General features: G+C 64.0%; 15 protein-coding genes. 13 read left to right on the top strand and 2 right to left on the bottom strand.

Annotated features, from left to right (window positions below):
* Positions 1-43: 43 nt before the first annotated feature.
* The 7 genes from mnmE to AC1DYC_RS22465 all read left to right on the top strand — a co-directional run bounded on the left by mnmE (position 44) and on the right by AC1DYC_RS22465 (position 8,004).
* Complete coding sequence (mnmE, locus tag AC1DYC_RS22495; protein WP_477410017.1) at positions 44-1,366, top strand: tRNA uridine-5-carboxymethylaminomethyl(34) synthesis GTPase MnmE; 1,323 nt, start codon at positions 44-46, stop codon at positions 1,364-1,366.
* 417 nt (positions 1,367-1,783) lie between these two features.
* Positions 1,784-3,658 (top strand): tRNA uridine-5-carboxymethylaminomethyl(34) synthesis enzyme MnmG, encoded by a 1,875-nt coding sequence (mnmG, locus tag AC1DYC_RS22490; RefSeq protein ID WP_477410016.1) that lies wholly within the window; start codon positions 1,784-1,786, stop codon positions 3,656-3,658.
* Positions 3,655-4,287 carry a 16S rRNA (guanine(527)-N(7))-methyltransferase RsmG gene (gene rsmG / locus AC1DYC_RS22485; RefSeq protein ID WP_477410015.1) on the top strand — a complete coding sequence of 211 codons (633 nt, stop codon included), beginning with the start codon at positions 3,655-3,657 and terminating at the stop codon, positions 4,285-4,287. The genes mnmG and rsmG overlap by 4 nt, the downstream gene beginning before the upstream one ends.
* A gap of 63 nt (positions 4,288-4,350) precedes the next feature.
* Positions 4,351-5,148, top strand: a complete 798-nt coding sequence (locus AC1DYC_RS22480; protein ID WP_477410014.1) for a ParA family protein — start codon at positions 4,351-4,353, stop codon at positions 5,146-5,148.
* Positions 5,149-5,211: 63 nt separating this feature from the next.
* Entirely contained in the window at positions 5,212-6,096 is an 885-nt protein-coding gene (locus AC1DYC_RS22475) for a ParB/RepB/Spo0J family partition protein (RefSeq protein ID WP_477410013.1), read from the top strand.
* Between the two features lie 351 nt (positions 6,097-6,447).
* A complete protein-coding gene (locus tag AC1DYC_RS22470) occupies positions 6,448-7,095 on the top strand; it encodes a DUF1326 domain-containing protein (RefSeq protein ID WP_477410012.1) in 648 nt (215 codons plus the stop codon).
* 126 nt (positions 7,096-7,221) lie between these two features.
* Positions 7,222-8,004, top strand: a complete 783-nt coding sequence (locus AC1DYC_RS22465; protein WP_477410011.1) for a DUF2182 domain-containing protein — start codon at positions 7,222-7,224, stop codon at positions 8,002-8,004.
* Positions 8,005-8,187: 183 nt separating this feature from the next.
* Here the strand turns inward: AC1DYC_RS22465 and holA are convergent, their stop codons facing one another.
* Positions 8,188-9,234 (bottom strand): DNA polymerase III subunit delta, encoded by a 1,047-nt coding sequence (holA, locus tag AC1DYC_RS22460; protein ID WP_477410010.1) that lies wholly within the window; start codon positions 9,232-9,234, stop codon positions 8,188-8,190.
* A gap of 449 nt (positions 9,235-9,683) precedes the next feature.
* On the opposite strand from holA, the gene AC1DYC_RS22455 reads away from it, so the two are divergent.
* The 5 genes from AC1DYC_RS22455 (at position 9,684) to AC1DYC_RS22435 (ending at position 15,949) form a co-directional block, all read left to right on the top strand.
* Positions 9,684-10,916 (top strand): thiamine pyrophosphate-dependent enzyme, encoded by a 1,233-nt coding sequence (locus AC1DYC_RS22455; RefSeq protein ID WP_477410009.1) that lies wholly within the window; start codon positions 9,684-9,686, stop codon positions 10,914-10,916.
* 3 nt (positions 10,917-10,919) lie between these two features.
* Positions 10,920-11,933 (top strand): alpha-ketoacid dehydrogenase subunit beta, encoded by a 1,014-nt coding sequence (locus tag AC1DYC_RS22450; RefSeq protein ID WP_477410008.1) that lies wholly within the window; start codon positions 10,920-10,922, stop codon positions 11,931-11,933.
* Position 11,934: 1 nt separating this feature from the next.
* Positions 11,935-13,242: a dihydrolipoamide acetyltransferase family protein gene (locus AC1DYC_RS22445; RefSeq protein ID WP_477410007.1), complete on the top strand. Its 1,308-nt coding sequence runs from the start codon at positions 11,935-11,937 to the stop codon at positions 13,240-13,242.
* A 232-nt stretch (positions 13,243-13,474) separates the two neighbouring features.
* Positions 13,475-14,863: a dihydrolipoyl dehydrogenase gene (gene lpdA / locus AC1DYC_RS22440; RefSeq protein WP_477410006.1), complete on the top strand. Its 1,389-nt coding sequence runs from the start codon at positions 13,475-13,477 to the stop codon at positions 14,861-14,863.
* 219 nt (positions 14,864-15,082) lie between these two features.
* Positions 15,083-15,949, top strand: coding sequence for a glycosyltransferase (locus tag AC1DYC_RS22435; protein WP_477410005.1), 867 nt, complete (start codon positions 15,083-15,085; stop codon positions 15,947-15,949).
* A gap of 202 nt (positions 15,950-16,151) precedes the next feature.
* On the opposite strand, the gene AC1DYC_RS22430 is transcribed toward AC1DYC_RS22435, so the two are convergent.
* Entirely contained in the window at positions 16,152-17,255 is a 1,104-nt protein-coding gene (locus AC1DYC_RS22430) for a saccharopine dehydrogenase family protein (protein ID WP_477410004.1), read from the bottom strand.
* A 149-nt stretch (positions 17,256-17,404) separates the two neighbouring features.
* Between AC1DYC_RS22430 and AC1DYC_RS22425 the strand changes: the two genes are divergently transcribed.
* Entirely contained in the window at positions 17,405-17,833 is a 429-nt protein-coding gene (locus AC1DYC_RS22425) for an Lrp/AsnC family transcriptional regulator (RefSeq protein ID WP_112560245.1), read from the top strand.
* Positions 17,834-17,976 lie beyond the last annotated feature (143 nt).

The following is a 17,976-nucleotide window of genomic DNA, read 5'->3' as shown; positions in this document are numbered from 1 at the left end:
GGAATGGCTGACGGAAGCTAGGGCGGTTCAGAAGAGCGGGCAAATGATTTCAGGCGATTCGATAGTTGCGCTGTCCAGCGGCCGCCTGCCGGCAGGCATCGCCGTCATCCGCATTTCCGGCCCGAAGACTCGATTCGTAGTCGAAACGATCGCTGGAAGCATGGTTAAGGACCGGATCGCGGCGTTGCGCAAGCTGAGGGCGCCGAACGGATCGCTGATCGATCACGGCCTGGTGCTTTTCTTTCCCGGTCCGAACAGCTTTACCGGCGAAGACGTCGCCGAATTCCATGTCCATGGCGGCCGTGCTGTTGCCGGCAAGATGCTGGAGACCATTGCCGGCTTTGACGGCGTGCGTCATGCCGAGCCGGGCGAATTCACGCGCCGCGCCTTTCTCAATGGCAAGCTCGACCTGGTCGAGACCGAGGCGCTGGCCGATCTGGTCAATTCCGAAACCGAAGCGCAGCGCCGTTTTGCGGTGCGGAATGCGGAAGGGGCGCAGAGCGCTCTCTATCTCGGCTGGCGCCGGCGACTGATCCATGCCCGGGCGATGATTGAGGCGGAAATCGACTTCTCGGATGAGGAAGACGTTCCGGGTTCCGTTTCGGAAACGGTCTGGTCGGATGTCCGAGCCATGGTTGATGAGATCAGCCGGCACACAGACGGATTCCATGCCGCTGAGATCATTCGTGACGGTTTCGAGGTCGTGATCCTCGGCGCGCCGAACGCCGGCAAGTCCAGCCTGTTCAACGCGCTGGCCCGGCGTGAGGCGGCGATCGTCACCGATGAACCGGGCACGACGCGGGATTTGCTCGAGGTGGTTCTGGACCTCAACGGCGTAAAGGTAAGAGTGACCGACACGGCGGGCCTGCGCGACGCACCGGGCAAGGTCGAGGCTATTGGCATCGAGAAGGCGCGCGAAAAGGCGCGGACGGCAGACCTGGTGCTGGTGCTGGAAGATCTGGCTAATCCAGTCGCCATTGGAGACATGCCGGCGGGCATCCCGGCTCTCAGGATAGGCACCAAGGCCGACTTGCTGAGGGACGGGCAGCCGGCTGGCGCCTATGACGCAGCGATCTCGACCATGGACGGAACGGGATTGGCCGAACTGCTGGCCGAGATCGGGCGGCGCGCTGCCGCTGCGATTGGCGATGCCGGCGATATTCTTCCGTCGCGACTGCGGCATGTGGATCTGCTCAACGAGACGAAGCGGTTCCTGATCTCGGCGCTATCAGGGCAGGATCGCGGCCAGGAGTTGCGGGCGGAAGAGCTGCGCCTAGCGGCGGACCGGCTCGGGCGGATCGTCGGCGCTGTCGATGTCGAGGACCTGCTAGACGTGATCTTCTCGCAGTTTTGCATCGGGAAGTGACTCACGTGAAACATTGGAGGGGCGGCAAGTGATTCGGTGAAACATGGCCGCCGGGTCGTTTCACGTGAAACAAGCACCCCCCTTGCCGGAGGTTAGTGCGCCCCTCATTGTCCTGCCGGACATTTCTCCCCGTATAGCGAGGGGAGAAGGATGCTGTCATCGGGGATTTCGCCAGCCACCAAGGTTCGTGCCGGGGTCTGAGCTGCGCCCCTTCTCCCCCGGTTACGGGGAGAAGATGCCGGCAGGCAGATGAGGGGCAGCGCTATCCGCGGCGAATATCCGCCGGCCCAGTGACTCACGTGAAACACCGCAATCTCGCTGCCGCACGCGCTCTAGGCAAAACGAATTGCCTCCCATCCTTGACAGCGCCGTCTCTCGGGGACATGTGTCGGGCAATCTCTGAATCTGGATCCGAAAATGATCGATCACTATGATGTGGTTGTGGTGGGCGGCGGCCATGCCGGGTGCGAGGCGGCCAGCGCTGCCGCGCGTGCCGGTGCCCGGACGGCGCTGGTCACGCTGCGCTTCGACACGATCGGTGTCATGTCCTGCAACCCGGCGATCGGTGGGCTCGGCAAGGGCCATCTGGTGCGCGAGATCGATGCCATGGACGGGCTGATGGGTCGCGTGGCCGATGCCGCCGGCATCCAATTCCGGCTACTCAACCGCCGCAAGGGACCCGCCGTGCGCGGACCGCGCACGCAGGCCGACCGCAAGCTGTACCGCTTGGCCATGCAGGAAGCGATTCGGCAGCAGAACGATCTCGATGTCGTCGAAGGGGAAGTCCTGGACTTCGACATCGACAACCGGCGGATCACTGCCGTGCTCATGGCCGGCGGGCGGCGGCTGGCCTGTGGCGCCGTCGTTTTGACCACCGGCACCTTCCTGCGCGGCCTGATCCATATTGGCGAGAAGAAGATCGTCGCGGGCCGCATGAATGAACAGGCGAGTCTCGGCCTGTCGGCCACCATGAGCCGCGCCGGTTTTGCGCTCGGCCGGCTGAAGACGGGGACGCCGCCGCGGTTGGATGGCCGCACCATCGACTGGGCGTCGCTGGAGAGCCAGGCGGCGGATGAAGATCCGGTGCCGTTCTCGCTGCTCACCGACACGATCAAGAATCCGCAGATCCACTGCGGCATCACCCGCACGACGCCGGCGACGCACGACCTCATCCGCGCCAATCTCGGCCGCTCGGCGATGTATTCCGGCTCGATCGAAGGTGTCGGGCCGCGCTATTGCCCGTCGATCGAAGACAAGATCGTCAAGTTTGGCGATCGTGAAGGCCACCAGATTTTTCTGGAGCCGGAAGGGCTCGACGACGACACTGTTTACCCCAACGGTATCTCGACCTCCCTGCCCGAGGATGTGCAACTCGATATTCTGAAGACCATTCCGGGTCTGGAGCGCGCGACCATGCTGCAGCCGGGCTATGCCATAGAATACGACCATGTTGATCCGCGCGAGCTCGAGCCGACGCTGGAAACCAGGCGCATCGCCGGCCTGTTCCTCGCCGGGCAGATCAACGGCACCACCGGCTATGAAGAAGCCGGCGCGCAAGGTCTGCTCGCGGGGCTGAACGCAGCGCGCAAGGCATCGGCCGGCGACCAGATCGTGCTCAGCCGGACCGAAGCCTATATCGGCGTGATGGTCGACGACTTGACCAGCCGCGGCATTGCCGAACCCTATCGTATGTTCACGTCGCGGGCCGAGTTCCGGCTGTCGCTTAGGGCCGATAATGCCGATGAGCGGCTGACGCCGCTGGCAACGAAGCTCGGCGTTGTGTCATCGGAGCGGACGCAGCGGTTCAAACAGATTACCGTTGACCTTGATAAGGCACGCGACCTCGCCCGGGCCACGACCATGACGCCGAACGAGGCGTCGCGGCATGGACTTGAGGTCAACAAGGACGGCGTGCGCCGCTCGGCTTACGAGTTGCTCGCCTATCCCGGCGTCGATGTCGCCTGGCTGACCCGTGTCGCGCCGGCCTTCGGCGCCATCGACGCCAAGACGGCAGAGCGGCTCGAAACGGAAGCGAAATATTCGGTGTACCTTGATCGCCAGCAGGCTGATGTGGCGCAGATCCGTCATGAGGAAAGCCGGCTGATCCCTACCTCTGTCGACTTCGCCGATGTTCCAGGACTTTCTAATGAGCTAAAGCAGAAGATGCGGACGCGGCAGCCGCGCTCGATCGCCGATGCGCAGCGCATGGAAGGCATGACGCCGGCGGCGCTCGCGATCATCGTCGCGCATGTCCGCAATGCCGAATCGGCGGCGCAAAGGGCCGTTGCGTGAGCGCTGCCTCATGGACGAGCCTGCAAGAGGCCGCGGGACCGGTTTCACGTGAAACATTCGAGCGCCTGGTGGCGTTCGAACAGCTGTTTCTGAAATGGAACCGCAGCATCAACCTTGCCGCGCCATCGACGCTGGACGATGTCTGGGGCCGCCATATCTTGGACAGCGCGCAGCTGGCGCGAATCGCACCTGAGGCAAAACGCTGGGCCGATCTCGGTTCGGGCGGCGGTTTTCCGGGCCTGGTGCTGGCTTTCCTGTTGGTCGAGCGGGACGGGGCGTCGATCGATCTGATCGAGAGCAACCGCAAGAAAGCATCGTTCCTGCAGGCGGTGATCGGCCAATTCGGTTTGCCGGCTCGAGTCGTCGCCCGGCGCATCGACGACAGCTATGCTCTTGTTTCCACGCCGGAAATCGTCACGGCAAGAGCGCTGGCCGCGCTTCCAGCGTTGCTCGATCTGTCGGCGCCATGGCTGACCACGGGGTCGCGCGCTCTGTTCCACAAAGGCCGGGATTACCGTGCCGAAGTGGAAGAAAGCACTCACCGCTGGGCCTTCGATCTGGTAGAACATCCGAGCATGACCGACGCCCATGGCGTCATCCTCGAATTGGCCGATCTGCGGACTGCGTAAGCCTCCCTTCGCGACCGCCGTCGACCCTTTGGCGACCCGCAAATGAATATTTGGCATAGACCCATGAAAACTGGCCCCCGCATCATCACCGTCGCCAACCAGAAGGGCGGTGTCGGCAAGACCACCACCGCCATCAATCTGGCTACGGCGCTGGCCGCCATCGGCGAAAAGGTGCTGATCGTCGATCTCGACCCGCAAGGCAACGCCTCGACGGGTCTCGGCATCGACCGCAAGGACCGCACCGTGTCGTCCTATGACGTGCTGACCGGCGAGCTCGACCTGGAAGCCGCTGCAATCCCGACGGCTGTCCCCGGCCTGTCGATCGTGCCCTCGACGCTCGACCTGCTCGGCATCGAGATGGAAATCGCTTCCGCGCCCGACCGCGTGCTCAAGCTGCGCAATGCGCTGCGCGCCGCGTCCGAGCGCGGCGCGCCGTTCGGCTATGTGCTGATCGACTGCCCGCCCTCGCTCAACCTTTTGACGTTGAATTCCATGGCGGCAGCCGATTCTGTTCTTGTGCCGCTGCAATGCGAATTCTTCGCGCTGGAAGGTCTCAGCCAATTGCTGGAAACGGTCGAGCAGGTGCGCCGCACCATCAATCCGGACCTGATCATCCAGGGCATCGTGCTGACCATGTATGACGGCCGCAACAACCTCGCCAACCAGGTGGTGGAGGATGTGCGGGCACATATGGGCGACAAGGTCTACGAGACCATCATCCCGCGCAATGTGCGGGTGTCCGAGGCGCCGTCCTACGGCAAGCCGGCGATCCTCTATGATCTGAAATGCTCGGGCAGCCAGGCCTATCTGCAGCTGGCGTCCGAAGTGATCCGCCGCGAGCGTAAATTGCGCGCCGCTTGATTAGAATTGGTTGATGGAACAAACCGATTCGATACCGAAACGATCCAAGAATCTGGAATTGAGATGAACGAAGACCTTTCGAGAAAAAGACTGGGGCGTGGGCTGGCTGCCCTGATCGGCGAGATCGATCGCCCGGCGGCGGAAAAGCCAGCTGCAAGCGCCGACGGCAAGGTGCCGATCGAGTTTGTCAGCCCGAACCCGAAAAACCCGCGCCGGCACTTTGGCGACGCCGACCTGACTGATCTCGCGCAATCGATCCGCGAGCATGGCGTGGTGCAGCCGGTGGTGGCGCGGCCGTCGCCGACCCAGGCCGGCCGCTATGAGATCATTGCCGGCGAGCGGCGCTGGCGCGCGGCGCAGCGTGCCGGGCTGACCGAGATTCCGATCATCGTGCGCGACGTCAACGACCGCACGGCACTGGAACTCGCGATCATCGAGAACGTTCAGCGCACCGACCTCAATCCGGTCGAGGAAGCGATGGGCTACCAGCAGCTGATCGACGACCACGGCTACACGCAAGCTGACCTGGGCAATGTCATCGGCAAGAGCCGCAGCCATGTCGCCAACACGCTGCGGCTGTTGAAGCTGCCCGACGTCATCAGAGACATGCTGGTCGATGGCGCGTTGTCGGCCGGCCATGCCCGCACGCTGGTGACGGCGCAGGATCCGGCCGGGCTTGCCAAGCAAATTGTCGAAGAGGGTCTTTCGGTGCGCCAGGCCGAAGCGCTGGCGCAGATGCCGGCTGGCGGCACGCCGCCCAAGGCCAAGCCGGCGCAAAGTGGATCGGACAAGGATGCCGACACGCTGGCGCTGGAAAAGCTGATGACAGACACGATCGGCATGATCGTGACCATCGAGCACAAGGGCAAGGGCGGCGCGATCCGCGTGAACTACCGCAGCCTGGAGCAGCTCGACGAGCTGTGCCGGCGGTTGAAGGACGAACGCTAGGCGGTTGGGACGCCACGCTATTTAGCCAGCGAATGAAGTTTTGGCTTAAGCTTAGGTTTTAGCGCTGATATATCGGTGATAGACACGAAAGACATCACGCCGACTGGCCAAGCTTCCAACGGAAACGCGCGGACCTGGCTGGTCTGTCAGCGGTGCGAGTTATCGGGCCGATACACCGGGGGAGATTGACAGCACCATCGCCTTCGCCACCATCAGCGTCGCGGCTTGACAGTGCCGGGCAACGGCGTAACGTAAATTAGACATAGCTTACATTGCCCTAGCGTGCCGACCAGTCGCGGCGGGGCCAATTGCCGTTCCCATTTGTGAACGGCACTACGTCGCCCAAGCGATATGCCGACGCGCCCGACGCAAGTGGGGAGGTGCACATGGCGGTCAGGAAGCTACTTCGAAAATTGCAACTGCGATGTCGTGTGTCCTTGCCTGCTGTCGACCAACGCACAGCTGACATCGAAGCCGACGCAAGGCGTTTGCGATGTTGGCCTGGCCTTTCATATCGATTCCGGCAAATACGGTGACGTTCGATTGGATGGCCTCAACGTTGTGATGGTTGCGCACGCGCCTGGCCCGATGGCGGAAGGCAATTGGATGGCCGCCGCGTATATCGACGAACGGGCCAACGATAGGCAAACGGAAGCGCTGGGCGCGATCTTCACCGGCGCCGCAGGCGGTCCGATGGCGGTGCTGGCCCCGATGATCGGCACGAACCTCGGCGCCAAGAAGGTGGCGACAAGCTACCGGATCGACAGCAAGAAGCGGTCGGTGGAAATTGCGGGCATCATGCAGATGGCGGTCGAACCGTTGCCGACCATGCGTGAGGACGGGCAGATGTGGGCGGCCACCGGCCATCCCGTCAACCCCGACTGGCTCGCTTTGGCGATGGGGGCAGAAGGCAGCACATTCAGCGACCATGGCATGCGTTGGGACAATTCCCGCCGCAACGGCCACTATGCCCCGATCAATTGGTCCGGCCAGCACTAGAGCGTTTCACCGTTTCATGGAAACGGCGATCCGCTCTATCTCTTTGTTTTGACGCAATTTCGGACGGAAAACTGCTCACACTTTCCTGAAATTGCTCCAGTTCCCGGCCGCAACGGACTTAGCCCCATGGCCCTGATATTGCAGCGAAACATCATTCTCGCGCTGCTGCTTGCTGCCGCCGCGGCGGCGTGGACCGTGCTTGTCTGGCAGCCGCTCGGCATGGACGCGGACATGCCCATGCACTCACCCACCATGGGGATGAAGGCGCCGCTGTTTCTTGCCGCCTGGATTATCATGATGATTGCCATGATGTTCCCGACCGCCGCGCCGATGGTGCTGACGTTTCATCGCGTTCAGGCCGGCAAACGGGGGCGCGGCGAGACTTTTGTCTCGACCTGGTTTTTCGTGGCTGCATACATGCTGCTTTGGGGCGCGATGGGCGCGCTCGCCTTTGCCGGCGCGGCGGGCGCAGAGCTCATCGCGGCGCATGCGGGAATGTCGGCCGCCACGGCCGCGCGCATCGGCGGCGCGCTGCTGTTGCTGGCAGGCGCCTATCAACTTTCACCGCTGAAGGATCTGTGCCTGGCCAAATGCCGTACGCCAATGAGTTTCATCCTGACCTCATGGCGCGATGGTCAGTGGGGCGCGGTACGCATGGGCCTGGAGCATGGAGTTTTTTGCCTGGGCTGCTGCTGGCTTTTGTTCCTCGCTCTCTTTCCTCTCGGGATCATGAACATCGCCGCGATGGCCGTGGTCACCTTGCTGATCTTTGCCGAAAAGACCCTGCCGTCAGGGGAGAGGATCGCAAAGCTGTCCGGTGTCGTCCTGCTCCTTTATGGCGCCGCGGTGTTGGTCTTTCCGCAGGCGCTGCCGACGTTCCAGCCGATGGAAGCCATGACAATGAATTGACCGATGGCGATTGGCGAAACCGGCCGTGCTGCGTATCTCCCCCCTCGAGGGGGAGATGGCCGGCAGGCCAGAAGGGGTCGGTTCGACGGGATGCGACCTTCTTGCGACCGATGAAGGTTAGCGCTCCACGCGAGGCAACCCCCTCTGTCGCCTTTGGCGACATCTCCCCCTCGAGGGGGGAGATCAGCCGCGCTGCCCCAGCCTCGCGCTTTCCACTGCAATGCCAAGCAGTGCTTGGCGCGCCAGGGCTTCGGACAGGTCCGGCCGCCGCCGCGTCTGCAGCACGGCGGTCTGCAGCCGGTTGAGCGCGCGGGTCAGCGCATCGACATTCCAGCGCTCCAGCGCCTTTTCCACCAGCTTGCGCCTGGAGAAGAAAACGGGTGGGCGCGCGCCCGCCACGGCCGAGGCGGCGTTGCGGCCGGCTGTCTCCATCTGACCGCGCATCACCTGCAGCTGCTGCAGTTGCCGCATCGCCGACGACAGCACCAGGAAGGGATGGCCGCCCGAGAGGCAGTGTCGGGTGAAGGCGGTGTCGAAGTCACCGATCTTGCCCTCAAGCACTGCATCGACGGCGTCATCGAAGGAGGCGCCGGAGACGTCGCCCGACATTGCCCGGACGTCGTCGAGGCCGATTTCCCTCTGGCCGTGCGCATAAAGCATCAGCTTTTCGATCTCGCCGCGCGACGCCAGCCGATCGCCGCCGAGATTGCGGCGCAGCGCCTGGCGGGCATCGAGCGCCATCGACATGCCGGCCTTGCGCAGCTCGTCGTCGATGACGCTGTCGATGTCGCGGGCCTCGTCGGCGTAGCAAGGCAGCGCCATGGCGGTGTCGGCCGCCTCGACCACGGCGCGCAGCCCGACGCCCTTCTTGAGATCGCCGGCCTCGATCAGAATGATGGCATCGCGCGCGGGTTCCGCCGTCAGCGCCTTGACGTCCTCGGCCAACGGCTTCTGGCCACTGGCGTTGCGCACCCACAGAAGCCGCCGATCGGAAAACATCGGCACGGTGCGGGCTTCGTCCAGCAGCCGGCCCTGGTCGCGATCGACCTCCGCGCCGTCGAGCCGGACCACGGAGAAGGGGTCGTCGAGCGGCAGGCCGGTCTTTTCGGCAAAGGCTTTCGCGCGCTCGGCCACCAGCCCGCGGTCGGGGCCGTAGAGCAGGACGATCGAGATACGCGCGTCCGGCTTCGCCAGCCACGAATCGACCTCATATGCTTTTTTCTGCGCCATGAGTGGGTGGTTAGCATGGGGAGAGGGAACGGAGAAGCGGCGGGTTCTTCCTTCTCCCCTTGTGGGAGAAGGTGTCGCCGAAGGCGACGGATGAGGGGTGTTCCAGGGAACGCCAACGCCTCACTCCGCTGGAACACCCCTCATCCGTCTCGGCGCTGCGCGCCGATCCACCTTCTCCCACAAGGGGAGAAGGGGAAGCCGCGCGAGGCCGCCCATCGCTGCCAATTGCCTTATCTGGCTGCAAGCGCCCCGGAATCTTCCGGCAAATTGCGCGCCGCTGCAAAACATCGACAAGAAATTTCGTCGCCATATCTGCATCTTGGCGCCGCGTGCCGCGTCGGTGCTGAACAGGCCGATGAGTGCGCGTTCTGGCCCTCACGAAATCGCACTGGTCTGGCGGCACAGATGTGCAAATATTCGCGACCGGGCAACATTGGAGGATGAAGGTCATGGCCGATGCTGGGATGTTGCGGTTTCATGTGCCGGAGCCGGAGGTGCGGCCGGGCGGGACGCCTGACTTTTCCAACGTACCCATCCCTAAGGCCGGTTCGGCGCTGCGACCGGAGATCGATGTCGATCCGCGCAGCATTCGCGACATGGCGTTCTCGATTATTCGCGTGCTGAACCGCGACGGCGAGGCGGTCGGGCCGTGGGCCGGGCTGCTCACCGACGAGGAGCTGCTCGAAGGCCTGCGCCATATGATGACGCTGCGCAGCTTCGACGCGCGCATGCAAATGGCGCAGCGCCAGGGCAAGACCTCGTTCTACATGCAGCACCTCGGCGAAGAGGCGGTGAGCTGCGCCTTCCGCAAGGCGCTGGCGCCGGGCGACATGAATTTCCCGACCTATCGGCAAGCCGGCCTGCTCATCGCCGACGGCTATCCGATGGTGACGATGATGAATCAGATCTATTCCAACGAAGCCGATCCGCTGAAGGGGCGGCAGCTGCCGATCATGTATTCATCGAAGGAGCACGGCTTCTTTTCAATCTCCGGCAATCTGGCGACGCAGTACATCCAGGCGGTCGGCTGGGCGATGGCCTCGGCGATCTCGAACGATTCGAAAATCGCGGCGGCGTGGATCGGCGACGGCTCGACTGCCGAATCCGATTTTCATTCCGCCCTTGTCTTCGCCTCGACCTACAAGGCGCCGGTCATCCTCAATGTGGTCAACAACCAGTGGGCGATCTCGACCTTCCAAGGCATTGCACGCGGCGGCTCCGGCACGTTTGCCGCGCGCGGTCTCGGCTTCGGCATTCCGGCGCTGCGCGTCGACGGCAACGACTATCTCGCCGTCCATGCGGTGGCCAAATGGGCGGCGGAGCGGGCGCGGCAGAATCTCGGGCCGACGCTGATCGAATATGTCACCTACCGTGCCGGCGCGCATTCGAGCTCGGACGATCCGTCGGCCTATCGGCCGAAGACGGAATCCGACGCCTGGCCGCTCGGCGATCCGGTCGTGCGGCTGAAGAACCATCTGATCCAGCGCGGCGTCTGGTCGGATGAGCGTCACGCCCAGGCTGAGGCCGAAATTCTGGAGACGGTGATCGCGGCGCAGAAGGAGGCCGAAAGCAACGGCACGCTGCATGCCGGCGGCAAGCCGTCGACGCGCGAAATGTTCGAGGGCGTGTTTGCCGAGATGCCGCCGCATCTGCGGCGCCAACGCCAGCAGGCGGGAGTCTGAACCATGCCGAGACGAACCATGATCGAGGCCATCCGCGACGCCATGGATGTGGCGATGGCGCGCGACGAACGCGTCATCGTCTATGGCGAGGATGTCGGCTTTTTCGGCGGCGTTTTTCGTGTCACCCACGGCCTGCAGGCCAAATACGGCAAGAGCCGCTGCTTCGATGCGCCGATCAACGAATCCGGCATTGTCGGCTCGGCCATCGGCATGGCGGCCTATGGGCTGAAGCCATGCGTGGAAATTCAGTTTGCCGACTACATGTACCCGGCCTACGACCAGCTGACGCAGGAAGCGGCACGGCTGCGCTACCGCTCGAATGGCGATTTCACCTGTCCGATCGTGGTGCGCATGCCGACCGGTGGCGGCATCTTCGGCGGCCAGACGCACAGCCAGAGCCCGGAGGCGCTGTTCACCCACGTGTCAGGATTGAAGACGGTGGTGCCGTCCAACCCGCATGACGCCAAGGGGCTTTTGATCGCGGCGATCGAGGATCCCGATCCGGTGATCTTCCTCGAACCGAAGCGGCTCTATAACGGCCCGTTCGACGGCCATCACGACCGGCCGGTGACGCCGTGGTCGAAGCATGAGCTGGGCGAAGTCGCCGACGGGCACTACACCGTGCCGCTCGGCAAGGCGGCGATCCGCCGGCAGGGGTCCGCCGTCACGGTTCTCGCCTACGGCACCATGGTCTATGTCGCGCAGGCGGCGGTCGAAGAAACCGGCATCGATGCCGAGATCATCGATTTGCGCACGCTGCTGCCGCTCGACCTCGACACCATCGTTGCCTCGGTGAAGAAGACCGGGCGCTGCGTCGTCGTGCACGAGGCGACGCTGACCTCCGGCTTTGGCGCCGAGCTTTCGGCGCTGGTGCAGGAGAATTGTTTCTATCACCTCGAAGCGCCGGTCGCCCGCGTCACCGGCTGGGACACGCCCTATCCGCATGCGCAGGAATGGGAATACTTCCCCGGACCGGCCCGTGTCGGCCGCGCGCTTCTCGAAACCGTGGGAGCTTAAGATGGGCGAACACATCATCAAGCTGCCCGATGTCGGCGAAGGCGTCGCCGAGGCCGAGCTTGTCGAATGGCACGTCAAGGTCGGCGATCTTGTGCGCGAGGATTCCGTGCTTGCCGCCGTGATGACCGACAAGGCGACGGTGGAAATCCCCTCACCGGTCGATGGCGAGATTCTTTGGCTGGGCGCCGAGATCGGCGACACGGTCGCGATCGGCTCGCCGATCGTGCGGTTGAAAGTGGCGGGCGAGGGCAATGTGAAGCCGGATGCGGCCGGGCCGTCGGCGAAAGCCGAAGCGCCGGCGAAGCCGGCCGAGGCCAAGCCCGAAGCTCCGCCTGCGGCCAAGCCCAAGCCGGCAGAGCCGGTAGCCAAAGCTGCGCCTGTTGCGACCGCGCCAAAAGCCGGCGAGCGGGTCTCCGGCGCGCCGCGCGCGGAGGGCGAAAAGCCGTTGGCGTCGCCCGCAATCCGGCTGCGCGCCAAAGAGGCAGGCATCGATCTGCGCCAGGTGTCGGGAACCGGCCCTGCCGGTCGCATCAGCCATGAGGACTTGGAAGCCTTCCTGGCGCGCGGGCCGCAGGTGGCGAAGGCGTCGGGTCTTGCCCGCAACGACCGCGTCGAGGACATCAAGATCATTGGTCTGCGGCGCAAGATCGCCGAAAAAATGTCCCTGGCAAAATCGCGCATTCCGCACATCACCTATGTCGAGGAGATCGACGTCACCGCGCTCGAGGAATTGCGCGCCGCGCTCAACAAGGAAAAGCGCAAGGGCGTCGAGAGGCCGAAGCTGACGCTGCTGCCGTTCCTGATGCGGGCGATGGTCAAGGCGATCGCCGACCAGCCCAACATCAACGCGCTGTTCGACGATGAGGCCGGCGTCGTCCACCAGCATGGCGGCGTCCATATCGGCATTGCCGCGCAGACGCCGTCGGGGCTGGTGGTGCCGGTGGTCAAGCACGCCGAGGCGCGCGACCTCTGGGATTGCGCGGCCGAACTCAACCGGCTCGCCGAAGCGGCAAAGTCGGGCACGGCAAGCCGCGATGAGCTGTCAGGCTCGACCATCACCATCACCTCGCTCGGCGCCATGGGCGGCGTGGCGACGACGCCGGTCATCAATCACCCGGAAGTGGCGATCGTCGGCGTCAACAAGATGATGGTGCGGCCGGTGTGGGACGGCACCCAGTTCATCCCGCGCAAGATGATGAACCTGTCGTCGAGCTTCGACCACCGGGTGGTCGACGGCTGGGACGCGGCGGTGTTTGTGCAGCGGATCAAGGCGCTGCTGGAAACGCCGGCGCTGATATTTGTGGATTGAGGGTGATGGAGTTGATCGTAAGGCGCGAGCCGCAGGGTTCCAGGCTCCCCCTTCTCCCCTTGTGGGAGAAGGTGTCGTCGAAGGCGACGGATGAGGGGTGTTCCAGCGGAGTGAGACGTCGGTGTTTCCTGGAACACCCCTCATCCGTCTCGGCGCTATCGCGCCGATCCACCTTCTCCCACAAGGGGAGAAGGGAAGGCGCGCGGCGGCCGTCGCCGAAAGGACAGCCATCATGAAAGAAATCTCCTGCAAGCTACTTGTCATCGGCGCCGGGCCTGGCGGTTATGTCTGCGCCATCCGCGCTGGCCAGCTCGGTGTAGATACGGTGATCGTCGAAGCCGGCAAACCGGGCGGCACGTGCCTTAATGTCGGCTGCATCCCGTCCAAGGCGCTGATCCATGCGGCGGAAGAGTTCGAGAAGGTCGCCCAAATGGCCGGCGGCACCAGTCCGCTTGGCATTTCGGTCGCAGCACCGGTGCTCGATCTCGGCAAGACCGTCACCTGGAAAGACGGCATCGTGAGCCGGCTGACCAGTGGCGTCGCCGGGCTGCTGAAGAAGGCCAAGGTGAAGACCGTCTATGGCTGGGCGACGTTTCGCGATGGCAAGACCGTCGCGGTCGAGACCGAGACCGGCACGCAGATCATCCGCGCCGAGACAGTAGTGATCGCCACCGGCTCGGCGTCGGTCGAGTTGCCGTTCCTGCCGTTTGGCGGGCCAGTGATTTCATCGACGGAAGCGCTCGCTCTCAGCGAGGTGCCGAAGAAGCTCGCCGTGGTCGGCGGAGGCTATATCGGGTTGGAGCTCGGCATGGCCTTCGCCAAGATGGGCGCCGAGGTGACCGTGGTCGAGGCGTTGCCGCGCGTGTTGGCGCAGTACGATGCGGAACTGACCCGGCCGGTGGTGAAGCGGCTGACCCAGCTCGGCGTCGAAGTGATGCTGGGCGCCAAGGCCAAGGGGGTCAAGGGCGACGCGCTGCTGGTCGAGACAGTGGATGGCAAGAGCGCGAAAATCGCCGCCGACAAGATCCTGGTCACGGTCGGCCGCAAGCCGGGCACCGAAGGCTGGGGTCTCGACCAGATCGATCTCGATATGGCGGGCAAATTCATCAAGATCGACGACCAGTGCCGCACCTCGATGCGCGGCATCTACGCCATTGGCGACGTCACCGGCGAGCCGATGCTGGCGCATCGGGCGATGGCGCAAGGCGAAATGGTGGCCGAGATCGTTGCCGGCCACAAGCGCAGCTGGGACAAGCGCTCGATCCCCGCCGTGTGCTTCACCGATCCGGAGCTGGTCACCGCCGGTCTGACGCCGGAAGAGGCGAAAGCGCTGGGCGAAATCAAGATCGGCCAGTTCCCCTTCGCCGCCAATGGCCGGGCGATGACGAAGCTCGGCGAGGACGGGTTCGTGCGCGTTGTGGCGCGCGCGGACAACCATCTGGTGCTCGGCATCCAGGCGGTCGGGCAAGGCGTGTCGGAACTGGCGTCGGCGTTCGGCCTGGCGCTGGAGATGGGCGCGCGGCTGGAGGATATCGCCGGCACCATCCATGCGCACCCGACGCAGGGCGAAGGCTTCCAGGAAGCGGCGCTCAAGGCGCTGGGCCACGCGCTGCATATTTGAGGCTTGGGTTTTCCCTTCTCCCCCTGTGGGAGAAGGTGTCGCCGAAGGCGACGGATGAGGGGTGTTCCAGAAGACACCAACGTCTCACTCCGCTGGAACACCCCTCAACCGTCTCGGCGCTGCGCGCCGATCCACCTTCTCCCACAGGGGGAGAAGGGAAGAGCGGCAGCGCCAGCCGTCGATTGTCGCAAATCAGCAGAATGTATTAAGTGTCAGCCCATGGGCACCAGGCTGAAGAAATACATCGCCATACGCTACAACATCGCCGCGCGCTTCAAGCCGAGCCAGTGGGATGGAAAGGGCCGCGCCAATCTCGACCCGGTGTGGCTGGTCGAGCGGCTGACCTTGTTCGACACCTATTGCGCGCCATCCCTTGAAGCGCAATCTCTGAAGGATTTTACCGTCCTGGTCGCGTTCGATGCCGATACGCACGAGAACTATATCAGGACAGTGTGCGATTGCGTGGCCGGTGTCGATGTCAGGCCGATCCTTGTCGAGGCCGGTGCGGATCACAATGATCGCTTCAATGCGTTCGTCCAGGCCGATAGCGATGCCGAGTATGTTTCGCTGACGCGGCTCGACAGCGATGACGCGCTGGCGCCGACCTTCATGGAGCGGGCCGACCACTACGCCCGCACGGAGATCGCCAAAGGCACGGTGGATACGCAACCTCTGTATATCGCCTTTCCGCACGGCCACAATTTCCACGTGGCGACCAATTGGTACACGGACCACGACTACGTGACGTCGGCGTTCGGCACGCTGGTCGAAAAGCGATCGCCGTCGATGAGCGGCATCTACAGTGCGCACCACGCGAAGATGGCGACAATTCACAACACCGTCGTGGCGGCATCAAAGGGCGCGCAATGGTGCATCGTCATCCACGACAACAACGCCGCCAATGTGTTGAAGGGCAAGCCGGTCGCGGAACCGTCTTTCACCGTGGGACGGCCGGGTGCCGAAATCAAGGTGCCAGTGCCAAGGGAAAGCGCGCGTCGACAGGGGGCTCAGGCGACCATGGCGCCGCGAACCGCGGACAATTTCATCCGGTTCCTGCTCGGACGACCGATGCTGCTGCGGAAGTAGGGAGCCTCGCCGTTGTGGGGGAAGCCGGTCGTCATACGCGCCGCCGCTGACAACTCACCACAGGGCCTCAATCAAGGCGAGGCATCATCCCGGTTTGAAGCAACAACGGCGGAGCCAGATCGACCCCCACTCCGTCGAGCTCCGCTCGACACCTCTCCCCCGATCGACGGGGGAGAGGAAGGGCGCGAAACCCCCAGCCTCCTCAGCTCGCGAGCCGGCTCACCATCTCGTGCTGGGCATACGCACGTCCGAAGCGATTGGCCAGGAATGCGTCCAGCGCGATGTCTTCCTGCTTGACGAAACCCGTGGCCGGCAGGGTGCCGTCGGCCAGCATGTCGAGCACGGCGCAGATGCCGGACGCGGTGGTGATTTGGATGGCGCTGCGGACCTGGTCGCCGATGCGCTGCGAATAGATCTTGTTGGCGTAGGTTTCCTGCAGCAGGCGGCCGTTGCGGCGGCCCGACACGGTGACGAAGACGATGACCACGTCCTGCAGCGTTGCCGGCAAGGCGCTCTCAAAAATGTCCTTCAGCACGTCGCGGCGGTGGCGGAGCCCAAGGTCGTTGAGCAGCGCCTTCATGATCGCGGCATGGCCGGGGTAGCGGATGGTGCGGTAGTTCAGCGTGCGCACCTTGCCCTTCAGCGTCTCGGCCAAGGTGCCGAGACCGCCGGAGGTGTTGAAGGCCTCGTAGGTGACGCCGTCGAGCGAAAACTCCTCCCGCTCCTCCAGCGGCGGCACTTCGATCAGCTCGCCCTCGACGATCGCCTCGCAAGGCTCGCAATATTCGTTGATGACGCCGTCGGTGCTCCAGGTCAGATTGTAGTTCAGCGCATTCGACGGATATTGCGGCAGCGCGCCGACGCGCATGCGCACGCTTTCCAGCGTGTCGAAGCGGCTGGCGAGATCGTTGGCGACGATCGAGATGAAGCCCGGCGCCAGGCCGCATTGCGGAATGAAGGCGCTCTTGCCCGATTTGGCCAGCTCCTTGACGCGGCGGGTCGAGACGACATCCTCGGTCAGATCGAGATAATGGACGCCGGTGGCGGCGGCCGCTTCGGCGATGCGGGTGGTCAGATGGAAGGGCGCGGCGCTCAGCACAGCGAAGGCGCCGGCAAGGGCTGCTTCCAATGCGCCGGGAGCGGTGATGTCGAGTTCCAGCGCCTCGACGCCGGCGGGAAGTTCGGCCGCGGCAAGCTGTGCGGCCGCGCGGTCGACGACGGTGACATGATAGTCGCCGGTGTCGGCGAGCATGCCTGCAATGGTGGAGCCGATCTTGCCGGCGCCGACGACGATTATTTTCTTCATGATTCGATCCCTCACAAAAGCCTTTGGCCCGAACCGCTGCGCGGTGGGCGACATGGCCTTGAGAATCGCAGCTTGCCTGGCGAAAGGAAGCGTGGAATTGTTCGAAACGAACCCTCTCTTTGTGCGATAAGACGACAAGGATCGTCGAAATGCTCAGCGACGCCGAACAAAAGCTGCTTTCCCTGCTGCGCGCCAATGCCCGGGCGTCGACCGCCGAACTGGCGCGCCAGCTCGGGGTGTCGCGCACCACGGTGCAGAGCCGGATCGAGCGGCTGGAACAGCGCGGCATCATCACCGGCTATGGCGTGCGGCTGGCGCCGGACTATGAGCAGGGGCTGGTGCGGGCGCATGTACTGCTCACCGTCACGCCCAAACTCGCCGACAAGGTGGTGCGTGCGCTGCAGGCGCTGCCGCCGGTGAGGACGCTGCATTCGGTCAGCGGCAATTTCGACATGATCGTGATCGTCGACGCGCCGTCGATCCGGGATCTCGACGCGCTGCTGGATGAGATCGGTGCAATGGATGGGGTCGAGCGGACGTCGTCGTCGATTATTTTGTCGACACGGATTGATCGCTAGCAACGAAGCGTCGGCGGGGCAGCACCCCCCTCTGGCCTGCCGGCCATCTCCCCCTCAAGGGGGGAGATTAGCAGTTTCGGCGCCGGCTCTCCTTTTTCAACCTTGGAGATTGGCGAAAGCCGGCGTGACATCCGATCTCCCCC

The organism is Mesorhizobium sp. P2_E7 (assembly GCF_056403855.1).
The sequence above is the reverse complement of the archived record's forward strand: the minus strand, read 5'-3'. Positions and strand labels throughout refer to the sequence as shown.